We start from the raw sequence: 20417 nt of genomic DNA, 5'->3' as shown, positions 1-20417 counted from the left end.
ATCTCAGGTCTCGAGCTTGCGCAGCTCGCGGCGCAGTTCGTAGTCGTTGGACGTGACGCAGTCTTCCATGCTGCTGAGGCGTTGTTCCAGGCGCGAGAAGCGACTCTTCAGATCCGCGCTCGTCGTGGGGCGGCCGCCGATGTCGCTGCTGCCGCCATAAGAGCGGCTGGCGTAAGCGCCACTGCCGGAACCGCCGCCGAGATCGCCGGGACCGGAGCTCTCATAGCCACGATCCGGCGATGCTGAAGTGCCGCGTGTTTCCTCCATCACGTACCACAGCAGGCCGTAGACCAGCACGATCGGGAAGAAGCCGCCGAAGATGAAGCTCAGCACCGCCAGCGCCCGGATCATCCGCACGTTCCAGCCCAGGAACTCGGAGATACCGGCGCAGACGCCGCCGATATAGCCTTCGTCCGGATAGCGGCGAAAGCGTGACGAGTGCAGGGAAGACAGCTTAGCCATGATGACGCGCCCTCCAATTCGGTGCTTCGGAGTCGAGGATTTTTTCAAGCGCCTCGACACGCTTTTCCAGGCGATCAGCCAGCCGCAGCAGATCCGCGTCCGCAAGCTGTGATGCTTCGCCCTGCTGCGCTTTCCAGCGTCGCTGACGGTCCGCGAACCACATGCCCATGCCGGGCAGGATCACGAACAGGCAGACGATTGCTATGAGCGGAACCAGTTCTTCCACGAAAGGATCCCCTTCGACCTCTCAAGAAAACAAATGCGAGTCCGCAAGGACACGCGCCCGGGCTATTGCTTGCTCGGCTCGCTCGCGGGAGCGGTCTTGCCGAGCTTGGCGCGCAGCTGGCTGAGCTCGTCCTCGACCTTTTCATTGGCGGCCAGCTGAGCGAACTCGTCTGACAGCGAACGCGTACCCAGGTCGTAGGCTTCGAGTTCGGCCTCCATGCGATCGATCTTGCCCTCGTACTGCTCCATTTTAAGCATGGCGTCGGCCATCTTCGTATCGTGGATCGTCGACTTGACCCGCAGACGAGACGTCAGTGACTGAGAACGCAGCACGATCACCTTCTGGCGCTGGCGCGCATCGGCCAGCTTGGCCTTCAGCTTGCCGGTGTCTTCGTCCAGCTTGCCGATCTCGTCCACGACATGGAACAGCTCTTTCTCGTACATCGAGAACTGCTCGAGCGCGCGGTTCTTCGCCGCCAGCGCGCCGCGGGCGAGGTCTTCGCGATCCTTGCTCAACGCCAGCTCGGCCTTGGCCGCCCAGTCGGCGGTCTCGGCCTGCAGCTGGTTCAGCAGACGCTGCAGTTCCTTCTTGCGGGCGATGGTGCGCACGCTGGTGGAACGCACTTCGACGAGCGTGTCTTCCATTTCCTGGATGATCAGGCGGACCATCTTCTCCGGATCTTCCGCCTTGTCGAGCATGGCGTGGATATTGGAGTTGATGACGTCGGAAAGGCGCGAAAAGATGCCCATGGTGTAGCTCCGGTCAGTACGTGATTGTGACGTTGTTGAGAAAAAGTGTCGGGTCTGCCTGGCGATCAGATCGACTGCGCGGCGGTGTTCGGTGCGGCGCCCGGCTCGTTGCCGACCTTGTGCAGAGGGTCGGCTTCGACCATATCGCTGGCCGGCAGCAGCGGCTGCAGGCGCTCGGCCAGATCGCGCTTCAGGTCTTCGCTCAGCTCGCTGAGAGCGGCGTTGCCCTGGGCGGCGATCCAGCGGCCGAGGCCGGAGGCGACGCGGCTGCTCATGCCATCCGCAGCCTGCGCGCCGGCGCTGCCGCCGATCAAAGCGATTGCGAGTACTGCATGGGCGAGGGGGCGGCGGTTGGTCATGGTGAGTCTCTCCTTGCGTTGCTTGTGTTGGCGCTTGTGCCCCAGTCTTATTGCCAGGCTTGTGCCAACTCGAAAAAACGGCTTATCTATTTGAAATTTAAAGGCTTTAAATTTTTATCTCGATCCAGCTCCGTTGTCCGATCGGCGATGTGCGCAAAGTTATGGTAGAAAACGCCATCTAGTGAGCTGATCAGCGAAAACTGCCACCATGGCCCAGCGCGACATCCCCGATCCGATCATCGGCCAATCCGATAACTTCCTGGCGGTACTCGAAAAAGTTTCGCGCGTCGCACCGCTGGTGAAGCCGGTGTTGATCGTCGGCGAGCGCGGCTCCGGCAAGGAGCTGATCGCCGCGCGGCTGCACTTTTTGTCCGAGCGCTGGCAGCGGCCCTACGTCAAATTCAATTGCGCGGCGCTCAACGAGGAGCTGCTGGAATCCGAGCTGTTCGGTCACGTCTCCGGCGCCTACACCGGCGCGACCCGCGCGCGGATCGGGCGCTTCGAGCTGGCCAACGGCGGCACGCTGTTTCTGGACGAGCTCGCCAGCATGAGTCTGCGGCTGCAGGAAAAGCTGCTGCGCGTGATCGAGTACGGCGAATTCGAACGCCTGGGCTCCTCCGAGACCATCAGCGTCGACGTGCGCCTGGTCGGCGCGGCCAACCAGGATCTGCCCTCGCTGGCGCGCGCCGGCCGCTTCCGCGAAGACTTGCTGGACCGCCTGTCGTTCGACGTCGTCACCGTGCCGCCGCTGCGTGAGCGGCTCGAGGACATCGTGCTGCTGGCGCAGAAGTTTGCCGAGAACATGGCCAAGGAGCTGGGCCGTGAATATTTCGCCGGCTTCTCGCCGGCGGCCGAGCGTCAGCTGCTGGCACACGACTGGCCCGGCAACGTGCGCGAGCTGCGCAACGTCGTCGAGCGCTCGGTTTACCGGCTCGAAAATGCCAGGCGTGTGGTCGAGCAGTTGGAGCTGGACCCGTTCGCATCGCCGTATCGTCCGCGCGGCGTGCTGCCGACTGGCAGTCAGGATCAAAACGTATTGCCGACGATGGTCGCCACGACCGCGGCTGCCGTATCGGCGACGGCCGCAGTCGTGGACGAGCCGTGCTATCCATTGGAGTTCGAGCGCGAAGTTGCCGACTTCGAAACGCGCCTGCTGAAAGGCGCACTCGACGCGGCGCGCTACAACCAGAAGCGCGCCGCCGAGTTGCTCGGGCTGACCTATCACCAGTATCGCGGGCAACTGCGCAAATACGGGCTGCTGCGGGTGGGCGAGTAGGCGATGCTGATCGTCGCTGGAGGAGCAAGCCCCGTTTTTCCCGCCGGCCGCTGACGTTGTTGTCGTACCGCCACTCACCGTACCGAGACCATCATGCAATTGGCTGCCATCCATGTCGTTTTCTTGATCGCCGGCCTTCTGGCCGGAGTCTTGGCAAGCTGGCTCGTATTGAAAAGCAGGCTGTCGCTGGCCGAGCTGAAAGGGGCCGCCGGGAGCGAAGTCGAGCGCGCCACGCTGGCCGAACAAGCCGCTGGGGCAAGAAAGGACCTGGCCCAACTCGATGCCCGGCTGACCGAGGCGGAGGCTCGCGCCAGAACCTTGCAGGCCGCGCTGGATGTTTCCATCCGCGAAGCCGCCGAATCCGGCGCGCGCGCCAGACGCGTGCCCGAACTGGAGTCGGCGTTGAAGCAAACCGCCGAGACGCTCGAGGCCGCGCAGAAAGAAGCCGCCACTGCGTTGCAGGTACTCAACACTCAGTTTTCGGATCTGCGCGAAGCCAATGGCAAGCTCACTGCGGACACCGCCGCGAAGCAGCGGCGCATTGTGGAGATCGAGATCGATCTGAAAGCCGCGCTGGCCGACAAGCAGACACTGAGCGACGAACTGGCCGGCAGCAAAACCGCGGTGGCCACCTTGAGCCAGGAGCTGGCGTCCGAGCGTATTCAACTGCAGGACAAGCTCGCTCTTCTGGAGCAGGCCCGGCAGACCCTGTCGGATCAGTTCAAGGCGCTGGCCAGCGAGATTCTGGATGAGAAGAGCCGCAAGTTCACCGAGCAGAACCAGACCAACCTCGACCAGTTGCTCAGCCCGTTGAAACAGCAGCTCACGGACTTCAAGTCCAAGGTCGAAGAGGTCTATGTCAACGAGGGAAAGGATCGCAGCGCGCTCACCGAGCAGGTCAAGCAGCTGATGACGTTGAACCAAACCCTGAGCCAGGATGCCAACAACCTGACGCTGGCGCTGAAGGGTGATCGCAAGGCTCAGGGCAACTGGGGCGAGATCATCCTTGATGACGTGCTGGAGAAAGCGGGCCTGCTGCGCGACCAGCACTATCAGCGCCAGGGCAGCGTCAAATCCGACGACGGACAAACCCATTTCATCCCCGACGTGATCATCAATCTGCCGGGCGACCGCCATCTGGTGGTCGACTCCAAGCTCACATTGCCGGACTACCGCGCGTTTGCGTCGGCGGACACCGACGAAGAGCGGTTCGCCGCGTTGAAGCGGCATCTGGCCGCCATCCGCAATCACATCAAGGGTCTGTCGGAGAAGAACTACCAATCGCTTTACGGCCTCCGCTCGCTGGATTTCGTCGTGATGTTCATCCCCCTGGAGCCCGCCTTCATGATGGCGGTGACCCACGATCGGGAATTGTTCCAGCAGGCCTGGGAGCGGAACGTGCTGCTGGTCAGCCCTAGCACCTTGCTGTTCGTGATTCGCACCGTTGCCAACCTGTGGCGTCAGGAAGACTTGAGCCGCAACGCCAAGGAGATCTCCAGTCGAGGCGCCGAGTTGTACGACAAGCTGGTCGGCTTCGTCACCGACTTGAACAAAGTCGGCGAGCGGATCGAGCAGGCTCAGGCCAGCTACCACGACGCCAAGAAAAAACTCAGTGAGGGAGGCGGAAATGTGATCCGCCAGGCCGAAATGCTGAAGAAGCTCGGGGTCAAACCTAGCAAGCAGTTGCCTAAGCAGTGGGTTGGCAGCGGTGGCGCGGAGCTGGAAGGCGGGCAGCTGACGCCGCCAGCCGATGCCCTGGAGAACTCCGGGGATGGAACCACCTGACGACTCCAAGTGAACGCGTGTGGCTGAATCGAACCCGTGCCACGTTTGTGAAGGCGCGGTCTGCGACGGCTATTTCGCCGCCTTGATCGGCCGCCAGGCCGGTACCGCCAGTGAAATGAAAACCAGCTGACGTTCCGCGCGGCGGACGATTTCCGCTTCCGCGGCCGCATCGTTCTGCGGTGCATCCAGAATCTGCTCGGCGATCGATACCATCGCGTTGACCATCAGCGTGGTCAGCATCTCCATGCTGTCCGCGTCCCAGCGATCCAGCACCGGAAAGCGCGCCAGATCGGTCGCAAGGTCGGCACCGAAGGCGCGGATTTCCTGCTGGATCGAAACCCGCAGGCTCGAATAGCCGCCGTAGCGCTCGCGCGCGATGAACTGGAAGTGCATGCGGTTGGCGTGCACATGCTTGACCAGGGTTTCGACGGTGCGGCCGATGACATTGCCGTCGGGCAGGCCTTCGCTGCGCACCGAGCGGATCATCCGGCGCAAGGTCCGGAATGAGTCCGTGACCAGGTCCTGGCCCAGATCTTCCATCGTCTGGTAGTGACGGTAGAACGCGGTCGGCACGATACCGGCTTCGCGGGTGACCTCGCGCAGACTCAGGCTGCTGAAGCTCTTGTCGTGGCCCAGCAGACGCAGCGCGGCTTCCTGCAGGCCGAGGCGCGTGCGCTGGCCCCGGCTTTCGCGCCCGGCCTGCACCTGCTCGAGTTTCTCGCTGATCGAATCGCTGACCGGGGGCATGGCCTACGGGGCTACAGGGTTAATGCTGAAGTATACCCAGGCATCGGCACCGGCAGACCTGAATGTGAACAAGTGTTGACATTCCGGATCGGTGCTGCCTAGGATGTGTACATACGTTCACATCACGCCAACCGGTGCCCGGTTCCATGATCGATTCGATGCTCTCAGGCAGTCTCAACCGCGCCCTCGGTTCACGGTTGGTCAATGCACTGACCGCGCCACATGGCGTCGACCGGTTCCTGGAACCGTTCAATCCGATGTGGTCGGTGGACAAGATCAGGGCGCGCATCGAGTCGATCACCCGGCCCACGGCTGATTCGGTCAGCTTGAGGATGCGGCCGAACCGGCATTGGAAGGGTTTCCTGGCCGGCCAGTATGTCCGCGTGCAGGTCGAGATCGGTGGCGTGCGACGCAGCCGCTGCTATTCCTTGTCGGATGCGCAGGCGGCGCACGACGGCCTGATCGAGATCACGGTCAAGGCCCAGGACGAGGGCCTGGTCTCGGCCTACCTGAACCGCAACGCCCGCGTCGGCATGGTGATCGGCCTGTCGCAGGCCGAAGGCGAGTTCGTATTGCCGCAGGCGGTGTCGGCTCCGCTGATGCTGATCGCCGGCGGCAGCGGCATCACCCCGATCATGGCGATGCTGCGGACCCTGGCTCGCGGTGGCCATGCTGGCGTGCTGAGCCTGTTGTACTACGTGCGCAACGCGGCGGACACGATTTTCGCCGATGAGCTGATCGAGCTGTTCGGAGCACAGCCCGAATGGAAGCTGCGCGTCATCCGCACCCGCGAAAGCGGCGGTAGCCGCTTCGGCCGCGCGCATCTCGACGGCCTGGTCCAGGATCTGGCCGCCGCCGAAATCTACGTCTGCGGGCCGGCCGCGCTGATCGATGCGGTCAGCGCGCTGTGCGCCGAACTTGGCTGCGAATCCAGGCTGCGACTGGAGCGCTTTACCGCCACATCGACCTCGGCCCCGGCGGACCCGGACACGATCAGTGGCGAACTCCGCTTCGTCCGCAGCGAGCGCTACGCCGCCAACGACGGCCGCAGCCTGCTCGATCAGGCCGAGGCCGCGGGCCTGCGTCCGGAGTCGGGCTGCCGCATGGGCATCTGCCACAGCTGCACCTGCCGCAAGACTTCGGGCGTGGTGCGCGACCTGCGCAGCGGCCGGCTGTCGTCCAGCGGCGAAGAAGACATCCAGATCTGCGTCAGCGCCGCCGTCGGCGACGTGACGCTCGACATTTGAGCGTGATGAAACGAAAGCCCGCTCAAACCGTAGGTCGGCAATCCTTTGCCGACGTTGACCGTGGGATGCGCAAGCAAACCAAAACGAATTCGGAGTCTGATATGGCCCGTAGCAAATCACTGAGCACACCGCGCAACCCGAGCTCGAAGTTGCCGGGCAAGGCCGCCGCAAGCGTCTCGTCGAATCCGATGATCGCCGCCTTGAGCGCGAGCCAGATCGAAGCCTTTGGCCGTGAACTCGACGCGCTGCGCGAGCGCGTGCTGGCCGATCTCGGCGAGCGCGATGCCGCCTACATCCGCCGCATCGTCAAGCTGCAGCGCAGCCTCGAGATCGCCGGCCGCGGCCTGCTGCAGTTTGGTTTTCTGCCGCCTGCCTGGCTGGGCGGCGTCGCCGCGCTGGCGACGTCGAAGATCCTCGACAACATGGAGATCGGCCACAACGTCATGCATGGCCAGTACGACTGGATGCAGGACCCGGCGCTGAACTCCAAGAACTTCGACTGGGACACCGCCTGCCCCGGCGACCAGTGGCGCCATTCGCACAACGTGATGCACCACACCTACACCAACGTGCTCGGCGTCGATCGCGACGTCGGCTACGGCCTGCTGCGCATGGACGAAAAGCAGCCATGGCGCCCGCAATACCTGGCCAATCCGCTGATGGCCTTCGGCCTGGCCGCGTTGTTCCAGTACGGTGTTGCACTGCACGATGTCGAGTTCGACCGTGTCATCGCAGGCAAGCGCTCCTGGCGTGATGCCAAGCCGGTGCTGCAGGGCGTCTGGAAGAAAGTCCGCCGCCAGTGGCTCAAGGACTATGCGCTGTTCCCGCTGCTGGCCGGCCCGTTTGCCGGGTTCACGCTCGCCGGCAACGCCAGCGCCAACCTGATCCGCAATTTCTGGTCGTTCACGATCATCTTCTGCGGTCATTTCCCGGCCGATGTGCAGACCTTCGACAAGAGCGAGCTAGCCAACGAGACCCGCGGCCACTGGTATCTTCGCCAACTGCTCGGCAGCGCCAATATCGAGGGCGGCAAGCTGTTCCATGTCATGAGCGGCAATCTCAGTTTCCAGATCGAGCATCATCTGTTCCCCGATCTGCCTGGCCACCGCTACGCCGAAATTGCCAGCGAAGTCCGCGAGATCTGCGGGCGTTACGGGCTGCCGTACAACACCGGTTCGCTGGCCAGGCAGTTTGGCAGCGTACTCAGGCGCATCGCCGAATTGGCGCTGCCGCCGCGTTCTGCGATGCTGCCGGTAGCCGCCTGAACCAGGAACCTGGAATGCCGAGCAAGCTGGAGATGTTGAAAGACGTATTGCAGGTCGCGGTCGAATCCGGCGCCGAGCGCGTCGGGCGGATCACCACGGTGATCACCGGCGCGGTACGCGATGTCGCGCGCGAAGTCGGCGAGTGGGCTGGCGACGTGCTCGAAGTCGTCGAAGCGGCGCGCAAGGCGCCGTCGGCCGGCAAGCCAGACAATCCTGAAAAGTAGATGCCGCCTGGGGTGGGCTTCGCCAACCCCGGGCCATTCCCCTGCAGTACCGGGTTTCGCAAAGCTCATCCAGCTCGGCATTTGCCACTTTTATTTGTTAATGATTCTCATGTAGAATCGCGTTCAGTTAATTAAAAAAAATTAACCAGTGCGGAAGCCAAAGCATGATCGCGCCGGGAAGGGCGCCGATATGGATTGCTGCTAGCCACCGTCAATCCATACCGCAGTAGGGAGTGACACGAATGACGAGGTTGCGCATGACGCCGCTGGCAGCGGCGGTTTTGGCTGTGTACGCCGGCCCGGGGATGACGCAGGGCGAGCCGGCGTCAGCCGCGACGACGCCCCCAATCGAAAGCAGTTCGGCCACCGGCGAACGCGCCGTGGCGCTACCCGCGGTTCGCGTCATCGACCAGACCGAGGGCAGCTACAAGGCCGATACGGTGTCCTCGCCCAAGTTCACCCAGCCGCTGGTGAATACGCCGCAGACGATCACCGTCATCAAGAAAGAGCTGATCGCCGACCAGGGCGCCGTCAGCCTCAGCGATGCGCTGCGCAACGTCCCCGGCATCACCTTCCAGCTCGGCGAGAACGGCAATACGCAGAGCGGCGACAGCATCTTCATGCGCGGCTTCGATTCCCAGGGCAGTATTTTTCTCGACAACGTCCGCGACCTCGGCGCGGCAGTGCGCGATGTGTTCAACATCGAGCAGATCGAGATCGTCAAAGGTCCGGCCGGCGCGGATAACGGCCGCGGTGCGGCCTCGGGTTACGTGAACCTCGTCAGCAAGGTCCCGGTTGCCGAGAACGCCGACAGCGGCTCGATCAGCTACGGCAGCGAGGCGCGACGCCGCGTGACTGCCGACCTCAATCAGACGATAGGCGAGCACTCCGCCGTGCGCCTCAACCTGGTCGGCCAGGACGGTGGGGTCGCCGGTCGTGACCTCATTCAGCGCGAACAATGGGGTATCGCGCCGTCAATCGCGTTCGGCCTGGGCACCAATACGCGGATCTACGCTTTCAGCCAGCACATCCGCCAGGACAACGTGCCGGACGGCGGCATAGCGGCGATCGGTCTCGACGGTTATCGCAACCCGACGCTGGACGCCGCCGGTGTCACGGCCGAGACGGTCGATGAAAAGAACTTCTACGGTCTGGATGCCGACTACGAGGATCTGACCGCCAACATGTTCACGCTGCGCATCGAGCACGATCTGCGGCCCGGTTTCACGTTCCGCAATCTGTCGCGCTACGGCAAGAGCGAGCAGAAGCGCGTGCTGACCGCACCCTTGCAGGCGCCGAACCTGACTTACGACGACGATGGTGACGCGGCCACGCCGGCGGTGCTGCAACCGGACAGCTCACAGTGGACGGTCAATCGTTCGCGCCAGGGCAGCTTCCGCGAGAATCAGATCCTGACCAATCAGACCGGCTTCACCGCCGAACTGCCCACCGGCCCGGTCAGCCATACGCTCAGCGGCGGCGTCGAGTTCCTCTACGAGTCGCAGGACACTCCGAGCTATGGCCTGGTCACCGGCCAGACGCAGACACCCGCCAATCTCTACAACCCCAATCCCAGCGACCCGGCGGCCGATGTTGCGCCGACCGGTGCGTACGCCGACGGCCATACGACGACCGGCGCCGTATACCTGTTCGACACCGTCAAGCTGACCGAGCAGTGGCAGCTCAACGGCGGCCTGCGCTGGGAGCGTTACGAGACCAAGACCGACTCGGTCTCGCTGGCAACCGCCACGAGCAATCCCAGCTTGCCGGTCGGTACTCTGGTTCCGGCCCACCTCGAGGCCGCCGACAATCTGCTGAGCTGGAAGACCGGTGTGGTGTTCAAGCCTCTGGCCAACGGCAGCGTCTACGTTGCCTACGCCAACTCGCTGCGTCCGCCGGGTGGCGACAACTTCACGCTGAGCGCGACCGCGGCCAACGTCAACAGCCCGGCGCTGGAACCGCAGAAGGCCAGGAACCTGGAGTTCGGCACCAAGTGGGATTTCCTCGCAGGGCGCCTGTCGGCAACCGCGGCGCTGTTCAAGAGCACCAACCAGAACGATCTGGCGCGCCAGGGCGAAGACACCGTCGTCCAGTACGGCGAGAAGCAGGTCAAGGGAGTCGAACTCGGCCTGGTCGGCCAGCTGACGACGGCCTGGCAGATCAGCGCCGGCTACACCTTCCAGGACACCGAAGTCACCGCAGGCACCATCGCAACCGACGGCAGCTCGACTCAGACCGGCGCCGCGATCAACTTCTCGCCGAAGAACAGCGCCACGCTGTGGACCACCTATGACTTCCCGATCGGGCTGCAGATCGGTGGCGGCGTCCGCTACGTCGACTCTCAGGCGCGCACCGTCAATAACAGCCCAGGCACTCTGACCGCCGGCGTTTTCGACATCGGCAGCTACACCGTGTTCGACGCGATGGCGAAGTACGAGCTCACCCGGAATCTCGGCGTGCAGCTCAACGTCTACAACCTCGCCGACGAAGACTATGTCGCTAGCGTCAACAACTCCGGGCTGCGTTACTACCCGGGCACGCCTCGTTCATACCTTGCGACTTTGAACGTCCGCTTTTAAACGCCGCATGATAAGAAGGGCCCTCGTCAAAGCTTGGCGAGGACCCTGAGGTTTCAGAGAGAACCCATGCTGGTACAGATTCCAGAGCTGCTGAACGCCGACCAGCTTGTGCAGATGCGCGCTGCTCTCGACGGCGCCGATTGGGACGACGGCCGCGTTACCGCCGGCGCCCAGGCGGCGAGGGTCAAGCGCAATCGCCAGCTGACCGAATCGCATCCGCTGGCCAGGCGGCTAGGCGAAATCATCCTGCAGCAGCTGGCGCAGAACTCGCTGTTCACGTCGGCGGCTCTGCCTTTGAAAGTCTTCCCGCCGCTGTTCAACCGGTATGAAAGCGGCGGGCATTTCGGCAAGCACATCGATACCGCGGTGCGGCTGACTCGCGAAGCACCGTACCGTGTCCGTACCGATATCTCCGCAACCCTGTTTCTGTCCGCGTCCGATGAGTATGACGGTGGCGAACTGCTGGTCGAGGACACCTACGGTACGCACAGCGTCAAGCTGCCGGCCGGGCACCTGATTCTTTATCCTTCCAGCAGTCTGCACGAGGTCCGGCCGGTTACACGCGGAGCCCGGCTGGGCGCGTTCTTCTGGGTTCAGAGCATGGTTCGCGACGATGCACAGCGTGCCTTGCTGTACGAGCTCGATCGATCGATTCAGGACTTGAACCAGGCCGTGCCCGAGCATGCGTCGATGACCCGGCTCACCGGTGTCTATCACAACCTGCTCAGACGCTGGGCCGAGCTGTGAGCGCATCGATGGCCGACGCGGCCGCGGTCGCACAGCGCCGCGCGTTCTGGCTCAAGCAGCTGCATCAATGGCACTGGATCAGCGCGGCGCTGTGCCTGGTCGGCATGCTGCTGTTCGCCGCCACCGGTATCACGCTCAATCATGCCTCGCAGATCAAGGCCAGGCCACAGCTCACGCAGCATCGCGGCGAGCTGCCGGCGCCGCTGCTGGCCGAACTCGCGAGTCCATCGGCCAAAGCGGCGGGTGCCTTGCCGGCCGACGTGCAGCAATGGTTCGCGACGCAGTGGTCGCTGCAGGGCGCCGACGGCACGCCGGAATGGTCGGAAGACGAGGTGTATCTGTCGATGCCGCGGCCCGGTGGCGACGCCTGGCTGAGCGTCGATCTGCAAACCGGCGAGACCACTTACGAGCGCACCGATCGCGGCTGGATTTCCTATTTCAACGATCTGCACAAGGGCCGCAACACCGGCCTGATGTGGAGCTGGTTCATCGACGTTTTCGCGGTGGCCTGCCTGATCTTCTCGGTCACTGGCCTGTTCCTGTTGCAACTGCACGCATCGCGGCGGCCGAGCACCTGGCCGTTGACCGGCCTGGGTCTGCTGATCCCGCTGCTGCTGGCGTTGCTGTTTATCCACTAACGCAATCGAGTTCCTTCAACGATGAAACACCCCCCATTTTTCCTGGCGATCTGCAGCTTCGCCGCGGCGCCGGCAGTGCTGGCCGCCGACCTCGATATCAGCGTGCAGATTCCGCAGCTCGATGTTGCCGAATATCACCGCCCTTACGTCGCGGTCTGGCTGGAGCGTGAAGATCACAGTGTCGCCGGCAATCTGGCGCTGTGGTACTCGCAGAAGCGCGGCGGCGGTCCCGGCCCGGGCGGTGCTCCGCCGGCGGACGCTGGCAAGCCAGCCGAAAACAAGTCGATGGCGGGTGGTGAAGGCGGCACCAAGTGGCTGCCGGATCTGCGCCAATGGTGGCGCCGCAGCGGCCGCGAAATCAGTGTGCCGATCGACGGCGTCAGCGGCGCGACGCGCCCGGTCGGTGAGCAGAAGTTCAGCTTCACGGTCGGCAAGGCGCCGCTGGCCGAACTCGCGCCCGGCAAGTACAAGCTGCTGGTCGAGGCGGCGCGTGAAGACGGCGGCCGCGAACTCGTCGATATCCCGTTCGAATGGCCGGTTGCAGCGGAAACGCCGCTGAAAACGCAAGGCAAGAGCGAACTCGGCGGCGTCAGCCTGCTGCTGAAACCATGATGCCGAACAGGACAAGTACGATGATCTCCATGTGTAGCCGCACTATGAAAACTACCGCCGTCGGCGCTGTGATCGCGCTGCTGATGCCCTTGGCCGCAGAGGCCCACAAAGGTTGGATCGAGCCGTCCAAGACGGTGCTCGCGGTCGGTCAGTGGGTGACATTCGACGCCGCCACCTCGACCGATCCTTTCATCAAGGATCACAACCCGCTCCGGCTCGACAATCTGCTGATCACTGCGCCGGACGGCAGCACCGTGCAGCCCGAGAACGCCGCCACCGGCAAGCTGCGCAGCGTGTTCGATCTGCAGCTGACGCAGGCCGGCACCTACAAGATCGCGGTGCTCAACAGCGGCACGATGGCGAGCTGGGACGACAACGGCCAGACCCGGCGCTGGCCGCCGCGCGGCCAGCCGTTCACGGCCGAAGGTTTTGCCAAGGAAGTGCCGGCGAAGGCCAAGGATCTGAAAGTCAGCCAGTCGATCGGCCGGCTGGAAACCTACGTCACGGCCGGCAAACCCAGCGATGGCGCATGCAAGCCGAGCGGCAAGGGTCTGGAGCTGGTGCCGGTCACCGCGTTCAATGACCTGTATGCCGGTGAAGCCGCGGTGTTCCAGCTGCTGATCGACGGCAAGCCGGCGAAGAGTGTCGACGTCGAAGTCATCGCCGATCGCAGGCAGTATCGCGACGCCGTCGATGCGATCGAGCTGAAGAGCGACGACAAGGGCCAGCTCAGCATCCAGTGGCCGAGTCCCGGCCTTTACTGGCTGTCGGCGTCGGTCACCGACAGCAAGGCCGACAAGCCCGCCAAGGAACGCCGCTCCAGCTATACCGGCATTTTCGAGGTGCTGGCGCCCTGAGCAAGTCTGCCGCAGCCGCACCGATGATGAAACCAGTGGGGCAGCGTCTCGTAGGTCGGCAATCCCTTGCCGACATGTACGGTCAATGCGCAATTTTGGTCTCACGTCGGCAAGGGATTGCCGACCTACGACTGCAGCCTCTTTGGGGCCGGCGCAGCGACCGATTCCATGTCAACAGGCCCTAGTCCAAACCGTGTTCTGCTGCCGCTGCAGTTCAGTGCTGCGGCGGAAGCCGGGCCCGGGAGCGGCACGCGCCTGTACGCTCTGCAGGGCCAGACCATGGGCACGAGCTGGAGTCTGCGCTGCGCGTTGGACGATCGTGTCGATCTGGTATCGCTGCAGCGCTCGGTCCAGGCCGCGCTCGATGAAGTCGTCGCGCAGATGAGCACCTGGGATGCGGGCTCGGATCTGTCGCGTTTCAACGCGGCGGAGGCAGGCAGCTGGCTCGCCTTGCCCGAAGGCATGTTCACGGTGCTGAACTGCGCGCAGGATCTGGCGCAGCAAACGGCGGGCGCCTACGACATCACCGCGGGCGCGCTGGTGAATTGCTGGGGCTTTGGTCCGGGCGAGCCGCGCGACGAGCTTCCGTCCGACGTCGAAATCCGCTCCGCATTGCAGCGTGTCGGCTGGTCGCGGCTGCTGATCGACGCCGAGCGCCGCATCGCGCTGCAGCCCGGCGGCCTGTATCTGGATCTGTCCTCGATCGCCAAAGGCTACGGCGTCGACCGCGTTGCCGCCTGTGTCGAGCGTGCCGGGGTTCATCATTATCTGGTCGAAGTCGGCGGCGAGCTTCGCGGCCAGGGCTGCAAGCCCGACGGATCGCCGTGGTGGGTCGAGGTCGAAAGCGTGCCCGATACTGAATCGGATGCCGGCCGCTGGATCGTCGGACTCGACGGCCTGTCGATCGCCACCTCGGGCGATTACCGCCGCTATTTCGAGCGCGACTCGCGGCGCTACGCGCATACGCTGGACCCGCGCAACGGCCGGCCGGTGCGCGCGGCGCCGGCATCGGTGACTGTGCTGCATGCGCAGTGCATGCAGGCCGACGCGCTGGCCACCGCCTTGACCGTGCTCGGCTTGCAGGACGGAATGGCATTCGCCGAGCGTCACGGCATCGCCGCGTTGTTCGTCGTCCGGCGTCGCCAGGATGTTGCGAACACCGACGAATTTGCCAGCAGCGCCTGGCTCGCACTGCTCGATTCCTGAAGTCATGAAGCGATCGGGCGCCTGGGTCGCGGCGGTGACCGGCCTGTTGCTGGCGATGCTCGCCGTGATCGCGGTGCTGCTGTTCTCGCTGCAGCCCGCTCGTTTTGAATGGCGCGATCCGGGGAGCCGGCGGTTGCTGGTCACCGCAGGCAGCGTGACGTTTTACCTGATGCTGTTCGGGCTGCTGGGCTGGCGTCGTTCGCGACGCGATCGGCAGCGCAACTCGCAGGCCGGCGATGCGGTTCTGGTGATTCATTCGAGCCAGACCGGGCACGCCGAACAGATCGCCCGGCAGACCGCCGATGCGCTGCAGGCGGTGAACGTTCCTGCCCAGCTGGTCGCGCTCGAGCTGCTCGATGCGGCGATGCTGGGCACTGCGCGGCGTGCGCTGTTCATCGCCAGCACCACCGGCGAGGGCGATCCGCCGGACGCCGCGCTACGCTTCATCCGCCAGGTGATGATGGAGGCGCCGGAACTCGGCGAGCTGCGCTACGCGCTGCTGGCGCTGGGTGATCGCGAGTATTCGCAGTTCTGCGCCTGGGGCCGTCGGCTCGACGAGTGGCTGCAGGAGCAGGGCGCAAAGCCGTTGTTCGCTCGTATCGATGTCAACAACGCGGACCCGGCGGCGCTGGCGCTATGGCGCAGCCAGCTCGGCGTATTCGCCGGCCATGCACTGGATCACTGGCGGCAGCCAGAGGTTCGGCAATGGCAGCTGATCGAACGTCGGTTGCTCAACCCCGGGAGTGCGGGCGCGCCGTGCTTTCACATCGCGCTGGCGCCGGTATCGGGAAACTCCGGCTGGGAGGCCGGCTGGGAAGCGGGCGACGTGCTCGCGCTGCAGCTGCCGGGCGATCCGCCGGTACTGCGCGATTACTCGATCGCCTCGCTGCCATCCGACGGTGGCGTGCACCTGCTGGTCCGTCAGACACGCCGCGCCGATGGCAGTCTCGGCGTCGGCTCGAGCTGGCTGACGCAGAGCGGCGAGATCGGCGGCACGCTGCCGGCGCTGCTGCGCTCGAACAGCAGCTTCCACGCGCCGGACGATGCGCGTCCGGTGATTCTGATCGGCAACGGCACCGGGCTTGCGGGGCTGCGCGCGTTGCTGAAATCACGCATCGCGAGTGGCGCTCACGACAACTGGCTGATCTTCGGCGAGCGCAACGCCGAGCACGATTTCTATTACCGCGAAGAGTTGTTGGCCTGGCACGGCCAAGGCGCGCTGAAGCAGCTCGACCTGGTGTTCTCGCGCGACGGCGAGCGCCACGAGTACGTGCAGGATCGCCTCCGCGCTCGCGCGCCTGCGCTGCGTGAATGGCTCGAGCGAGGCGCCGCGATCTACGTCTGCGGCAGCGCGCAAGGCATGGCAACCGGTGTCGACGATGCACTGCACGAGATACTGGGGGCAGCGGGCGTCGAGCATCTGCGCGAGTCGGGGCGTTATCGTCGTGACGTGTATTGATCGGCCCCGTAGGTCGGCAATCCCGTTGCCGAGGTGTACGGTCAACGTGTATTCGAGGCCTCACGTCGGCAAGGGATTGCCGACCTACGGCTGTAGGAGCGGGTCATACCCGCGACTGAGGCCCCACCGGCACAGTCGCGGGTATGACCCGCTCCTACCGTTGCAGATTGGAACTACGGCTTGGCCGCCGCCGGATCGGATACGAAGCCGAGCTTGGTGACGCCGGCCTTCGCCGCCTCCGCCATCACCTGCGCCAGCACCTGGTAGCGCGTCTCGCGATCGGCGCGCACATGCAGCTCCGGCGTCGGTTCTTTCTTGCCGGCTTCCTGCAGGCGCGTCGTCGCGACCGCCATCGTGATCGCCTCGCCGTTCCAGAAGATCTGGCCCTTGTCGTCGATCGCGAAGTCGATCTTGTCGGGCTCGACCTGGGTTGGTTCCGAGCTTGCCTGCGGCAGATTGATCTTCACCGAATTGGTCAGCAGCGGCGCGGTGATGATGAAGATCACCAGCAGCACCAGCATCACGTCGATCAAGGGCACCATGTTGATCTCGGTCATCGGTGTCGCATTGGGCTTGTGCCCGAAGCTGCCGAAGGCCATGTCAGGCTCCCTTGTTGACGGCGCGCACGACCGGCGTCGCGGCGAATTGCGTGCCGGTGGTCAGGAAGGCGTAGAGGTCATGCGCGAAGGTGTCGAGCCGCGCCAGCAGCACACGATTGGAGCGCACCAGAAAGTTGTAGCCAAGCACCGCCGGAATCGCGACTGCCAGACCCACGGCCGTCATGATCAGCGACTCGCCGACCGGCCCCGCTACTTTGTCCAGCGAGCCGCTGCCGGACATGCCGATCGCAACCAGCGCGTGGTAGATGCCCCAGACCGTGCCGAACAGACCCAGGAACGGTGCGGTGGAGCCGACCGAGGCCAGGATCGTCAGGCCGTTCTCGACTTTCGCGGTTTCTTCGTCGATGACTTTGCGGATCGTGCGCGTCAGGAATTCCGCCGCGCTGCCAGCATCTTCAAGACGGCTCACGCCGAAGCGTGCGTGATGTTCGCGGGCAAAGATCGCGTGATGCGCCAGGTGCGAGAACGGCTCTTCCGGGTGCTCCCTGACGACGCGCTCCTGCACTTCGATCAGGTCTTTCGCGTTCCAGAAAAAATCCAGGAACTGTGTGCTGCGGCGGCGCTCGATCGCGTTGCGGATGCTCTTGCTGACGATCAGATACCAGCTCGCGATCGACATCAGCAGCAGGAAGCCGAGCAGAAAATGCGCGACGCCATCCGCCTGCCCGATGAAGTGACCGATACCCAGACTCTGCGTTTCCATGCGGCGGCGATTCCTTCGGTTGTGCTGTGGTGATACGGGACGAAAAGCTTCGGGCGCCGGATCAGGCGGTTTTTTTCAACGAGAAAACCATCGGCACCATCGCGATGCCGTCGACCGGCGTGTCGCCGCGCTTCGACGGCACGAACTTCCATTTGCGCACCGCACGCAGCGCCGCGTCGTCGAGCCGGCCGTAGCCGCTGGACCGGGCGACGTCCACCGTCAGCGCCTCGCCCGCGGCACTGACATGCACGCGCAGTACCACGGTACCTTCTTCGTGCAGCTTCTTCGACATCGCCGGGAAGCCGGGCTGGGGGTTGCTCAGGTAGGCCATGTCGAAACGCGGCGGCTCCGGCTGGCCCGGCGGCGAGGGTTCGGCGGCGGCGGAGTAGGCGGCGACCGGCACGGCCGGCTCCGGCTCGGGCTCGGTTACCGGCGGCGCCACGATGGCGTCTTCGACCGGCGTGGTGCGCGTACTGGCGATCACCGGCCTCGTTTTGGGCTTGAGCAGCGGCTCGGGCGGCGCCGGCGGCAGCGGCTCCGGCGGTTTCACCGGCGCGGCCGGGGTGACGAAGCTGACCGACATCACCGCCGGCTCGGGCGGCGTCACCGACTCGTGAGCCCAGACCAGCGCCAGGCCCAGCGCCGCCACGTGCGCAGTGACGACGCCGAGCATCGAGGCGGCCTTGAGCGGGCGATAAGGGACAGGAGCAGCGGCAGCAACGGAAGCCATAAAGAGCGACGCGCCATTTCGTAACTGAGAATTATTCGCAGTAGTATAGGCGCTGAAATCCCGGGCTTCAAACGGTCAAATGAGAGAGCCGTGGCCGTAGGTTGGGGTGAGCGTAAGCGGACCCCAACATCGGCGCGGGACAACTGTTGGGGTTCGCTGCGCTCACCCCAACCTACCTCCCACCTACGAAACGCGAAGCGCGTCAGCAGCTCGCGAGCGTCCGGATTTCGGCGCGCAGCGGCGTCGAGCCGTGGCGGCCGTAGCCGTCGCTGGCCAGGCCGAGACTGGTATGGCCGGCCTGGTGCCGCGCGGCCTGCAGGTTCATCAGCAAGCCGTTGGCGCGGTTCTGCTCCTGGCAGCGGTCGAGCAGGCTTAGCAGCTCGTTTGCCGGCAGGTGCGCCGGCCAGGGCCGCAGGCGCAGCTGCGCCAGCAGCGCCGACAGCGACAGCAGGCCGGCGGATTTTTCCTGACTCAGATGCTTGACCGCCATCACGTCGCCGTTGCGCAGCGCGCTGTGTTCGGCGTCCAGCAGCCCGACCATGCCGCGCAGGCTCAGCGTCGAGCGCTCGATCAGCGCGGTCAGCAGATCGGCCTGTGCGTCCGTCCCCGAGGATTTCATAGCGATCAGCCCAGCTGGGCGTCGCTGGCCATCAGGCGCGAGGCGATGCGCTCGGGGTCGATCTTGTAGCTTCCGTCGGCCATGGCCTGGCGCACGGCCGCGACGCGCTCGGCGTCGAACGAGCGGCTGCTGGCCAGCGATTTTTCGAGGTTCTGCATCTTCATGGCGTCCCCCGTGATCTGCACGGTGTCGTCGCCGCGGCTGCTGGGGCTGCTGGCGCCGGTCGGCTTGGAATCGTAGGCGGCCTTGGCCAGTTTGGCCGAGGCCAGCTTGTCCATGGAGGGCAGCTTCAGCGGCAGGCTCGGGGACGAATCGATCTTCGTGCTCATGACCTAGGTACTCACATCGGTCGGGCGGATTGCCCTCATGGACGAGGTATCGGCGGCCTTGCGTCAAACTTTAGACGCAACTTTTTGCAGTTTTTGCGGGGCCGACGGACGGTAAGCTGTCACTCGCCGGGTGCATAGCCAGCGTAGGGCGGGTCTGGACCCGCCGTTTTGTCACACTCAGACAGAAAAACGGCGGGTCTCGACCCGGCCTACAGCGCGATCTCGACCGTGCCGTCGGCCGCGACCTGGCCCTGGACCACGCGACGCGAGCTGCTGTTCTCGACCGCCAGGCGCTCGCCCAGCGCGCCGTTGGCCAGCGCCTTTCCCTGAGTCCGCACCTCGAAGCCACCGCTGCGGCTGACCAGAGTGACCAGATCACCGCGGCGCACGACGCTAGGGCGCGCCAGCCCCGGCGGCGTCAGCACCGCGCCAGCGGCCAGCGGCCGGCTCAGCATCTGGCCGACGGCGAGCGCGGCGTCGGCCAGATAACCCTGTGCCAGAACCGAGGTATCGCGTTTCTCGACCCGTACGTCGCCGGGCGCGATCTGGCTGCCGGCCGGCAGGTTGCGTGCGGCGACGACCACGTCGGCGACACTGGCGACTTTCACCGGCACGTACACCGTCCAGGCCTGCGGGCCGGCGCAGTTCACCGCCACGGTCCAGCGCTGGCCGCCACCGCCGGCGCCGCTGGCCGCGGTCAGCGGCGAGCCGCAGGCCGGCAGCCGCATGCGCGCGTCGATCGCGTCGGCGCTGATCTGCGCGCCGGCCGGAGCCTGGGCTTGCACGTAGCCTTCGGCCGCGCGTCGCAGGCTTTCGACTGCCTGCGCGTCATCGGCCCAGACCGCGGCGTAGGGCAGGGCCAGCAGCAGGATCACGAGTGCGGTATGCAGTTTCAGGGACATGGCGGGGCTTCATTTGAACGAAAGAGAGCGATCTACCATGGCAAGCCGCATGCCCGCCGTAGGTCGGCAATCCCTT

23 protein-coding genes are annotated in these 20417 nt (G+C 64.8%); 12 read left to right on the top strand and 11 right to left on the bottom strand.

The window, feature by feature from the left end; all coding sequences use genetic code 11:
• Positions 1-3: 3 nt before the first annotated feature.
• The 4 genes from JWQ90_RS00365 to JWQ90_RS00350 form a co-directional block, all read right to left on the bottom strand.
• Positions 4-462, bottom strand: a complete 459-nt coding sequence (locus tag JWQ90_RS00365) for a PspC domain-containing protein (protein ID WP_299687627.1) — start codon at positions 460-462, stop codon at positions 4-6.
• Positions 455-688 (bottom strand): envelope stress response membrane protein PspB, encoded by a 234-nt coding sequence (gene pspB, locus JWQ90_RS00360; protein WP_299687624.1) that lies wholly within the window; start codon positions 686-688, stop codon positions 455-457. The genes JWQ90_RS00365 and pspB overlap by 8 nt, the downstream gene beginning before the upstream one ends.
• A 62-nt stretch (positions 689-750) precedes the next feature.
• Positions 751-1437 carry a phage shock protein PspA gene (pspA, locus tag JWQ90_RS00355; RefSeq protein WP_299687621.1) on the bottom strand — a complete coding sequence of 229 codons (687 nt, stop codon included), beginning with the start codon at positions 1435-1437 and terminating at the stop codon, positions 751-753.
• A 65-nt stretch (positions 1438-1502) separates the two neighbouring features.
• Positions 1503-1796, bottom strand: a complete 294-nt coding sequence (locus JWQ90_RS00350; RefSeq protein WP_299687618.1) for a hypothetical protein — start codon at positions 1794-1796, stop codon at positions 1503-1505.
• Positions 1797-2004: 208 nt separating this feature from the next.
• Between JWQ90_RS00350 and pspF the strand changes: the two genes are divergently transcribed.
• Both pspF and rmuC read left to right on the top strand, forming a co-directional pair.
• Positions 2005-3072: a phage shock protein operon transcriptional activator gene (pspF, locus tag JWQ90_RS00345; protein ID WP_299687615.1), complete on the top strand. Its 1068-nt coding sequence runs from the start codon at positions 2005-2007 to the stop codon at positions 3070-3072.
• 93 nt (positions 3073-3165) lie between these two features.
• Positions 3166-4857 (top strand): DNA recombination protein RmuC, encoded by a 1692-nt coding sequence (gene rmuC, locus JWQ90_RS00340; RefSeq protein WP_299687612.1) that lies wholly within the window; start codon positions 3166-3168, stop codon positions 4855-4857.
• A 69-nt stretch (positions 4858-4926) separates the two neighbouring features.
• Here rmuC and JWQ90_RS00335 read toward each other — a convergent pair whose 3' ends face one another.
• Positions 4927-5604: a TetR family transcriptional regulator gene (locus JWQ90_RS00335; RefSeq protein ID WP_299687609.1), complete on the bottom strand. Its 678-nt coding sequence runs from the start codon at positions 5602-5604 to the stop codon at positions 4927-4929.
• Between the two features lie 158 nt (positions 5605-5762).
• On the opposite strand from JWQ90_RS00335, the gene JWQ90_RS00330 reads away from it, so the two are divergent.
• From JWQ90_RS00330 to JWQ90_RS00285, 10 genes are all read left to right on the top strand, one after another.
• Positions 5763-6851 (top strand): ferredoxin reductase, encoded by a 1089-nt coding sequence (locus JWQ90_RS00330; protein WP_299687608.1) that lies wholly within the window; start codon positions 5763-5765, stop codon positions 6849-6851.
• A gap of 188 nt (positions 6852-7039) precedes the next feature.
• Positions 7040-8116, top strand: a complete 1077-nt coding sequence (locus JWQ90_RS00325; protein ID WP_366919396.1) for an acyl-CoA desaturase — start codon at positions 7040-7042, stop codon at positions 8114-8116.
• Positions 8117-8130: 14 nt separating this feature from the next.
• Complete coding sequence (locus JWQ90_RS00320; protein ID WP_299687604.1) at positions 8131-8340, top strand: hypothetical protein; 210 nt, start codon at positions 8131-8133, stop codon at positions 8338-8340.
• Positions 8341-8597: 257 nt separating this feature from the next.
• Positions 8598-10919: a catecholate siderophore receptor Fiu gene (locus JWQ90_RS00315; protein ID WP_299687602.1), complete on the top strand. Its 2322-nt coding sequence runs from the start codon at positions 8598-8600 to the stop codon at positions 10917-10919.
• Between the two features lie 66 nt (positions 10920-10985).
• Positions 10986-11666, top strand: a complete 681-nt coding sequence (locus tag JWQ90_RS00310; RefSeq protein WP_299687600.1) for a Fe2+-dependent dioxygenase — start codon at positions 10986-10988, stop codon at positions 11664-11666.
• Between the two features lie 8 nt (positions 11667-11674).
• Positions 11675-12304 (top strand): PepSY-associated TM helix domain-containing protein, encoded by a 630-nt coding sequence (locus JWQ90_RS00305; RefSeq protein ID WP_299687598.1) that lies wholly within the window; start codon positions 11675-11677, stop codon positions 12302-12304.
• Positions 12305-12325: 21 nt separating this feature from the next.
• Complete coding sequence (locus JWQ90_RS00300; protein WP_299687596.1) at positions 12326-12916, top strand: DUF2271 domain-containing protein; 591 nt, start codon at positions 12326-12328, stop codon at positions 12914-12916.
• Between the two features lie 44 nt (positions 12917-12960).
• The gene (locus tag JWQ90_RS00295) at positions 12961-13773 is read left to right on the top strand and encodes a DUF4198 domain-containing protein (protein ID WP_299687594.1); all 813 of its coding nucleotides are present in this window, start codon (positions 12961-12963) and stop codon (positions 13771-13773) included.
• A 168-nt stretch (positions 13774-13941) separates the two neighbouring features.
• Complete coding sequence (locus JWQ90_RS00290; RefSeq protein ID WP_299687592.1) at positions 13942-14979, top strand: FAD:protein FMN transferase; 1038 nt, start codon at positions 13942-13944, stop codon at positions 14977-14979.
• Between the two features lie 4 nt (positions 14980-14983).
• The gene (locus JWQ90_RS00285; RefSeq protein ID WP_299687590.1) at positions 14984-16438 is read left to right on the top strand and encodes a sulfite reductase subunit alpha; all 1455 of its coding nucleotides are present in this window, start codon (positions 14984-14986) and stop codon (positions 16436-16438) included.
• 173 nt (positions 16439-16611) lie between these two features.
• On the opposite strand, the gene JWQ90_RS00280 is transcribed toward JWQ90_RS00285, so the two are convergent.
• From JWQ90_RS00280 to flgA, 6 genes are all read right to left on the bottom strand, one after another.
• Complete coding sequence (locus tag JWQ90_RS00280) at positions 16612-17037, bottom strand: biopolymer transporter ExbD (RefSeq protein ID WP_299687588.1); 426 nt, start codon at positions 17035-17037, stop codon at positions 16612-16614.
• A 1-nt stretch (position 17038) separates the two neighbouring features.
• Entirely contained in the window at positions 17039-17761 is a 723-nt protein-coding gene (locus JWQ90_RS00275) for a MotA/TolQ/ExbB proton channel family protein (protein ID WP_299687585.1), read from the bottom strand.
• A 61-nt stretch (positions 17762-17822) separates the two neighbouring features.
• Entirely contained in the window at positions 17823-18491 is a 669-nt protein-coding gene (locus tag JWQ90_RS00270; protein WP_299687582.1) for an energy transducer TonB, read from the bottom strand.
• A gap of 202 nt (positions 18492-18693) precedes the next feature.
• Positions 18694-19110, bottom strand: coding sequence for a hypothetical protein (locus tag JWQ90_RS00265; RefSeq protein WP_299687579.1), 417 nt, complete (start codon positions 19108-19110; stop codon positions 18694-18696).
• Between the two features lie 5 nt (positions 19111-19115).
• Positions 19116-19439, bottom strand: coding sequence for a flagellar biosynthesis anti-sigma factor FlgM (gene flgM / locus JWQ90_RS00260; RefSeq protein ID WP_299687576.1), 324 nt, complete (start codon positions 19437-19439; stop codon positions 19116-19118).
• A 209-nt stretch (positions 19440-19648) separates the two neighbouring features.
• A complete protein-coding gene (gene flgA, locus JWQ90_RS00255; RefSeq protein ID WP_299687573.1) occupies positions 19649-20341 on the bottom strand; it encodes a flagellar basal body P-ring formation chaperone FlgA in 693 nt (230 codons plus the stop codon).
• Positions 20342-20417: the final 76 nt, after the last annotated feature.

This window comes from Hydrocarboniphaga sp., assembly GCF_028291725.1.
GTDB lineage: Bacteria > Pseudomonadota > Gammaproteobacteria > Nevskiales > Nevskiaceae > Hydrocarboniphaga.
This window is presented reverse-complemented; position numbering and strand designations above follow the sequence as displayed.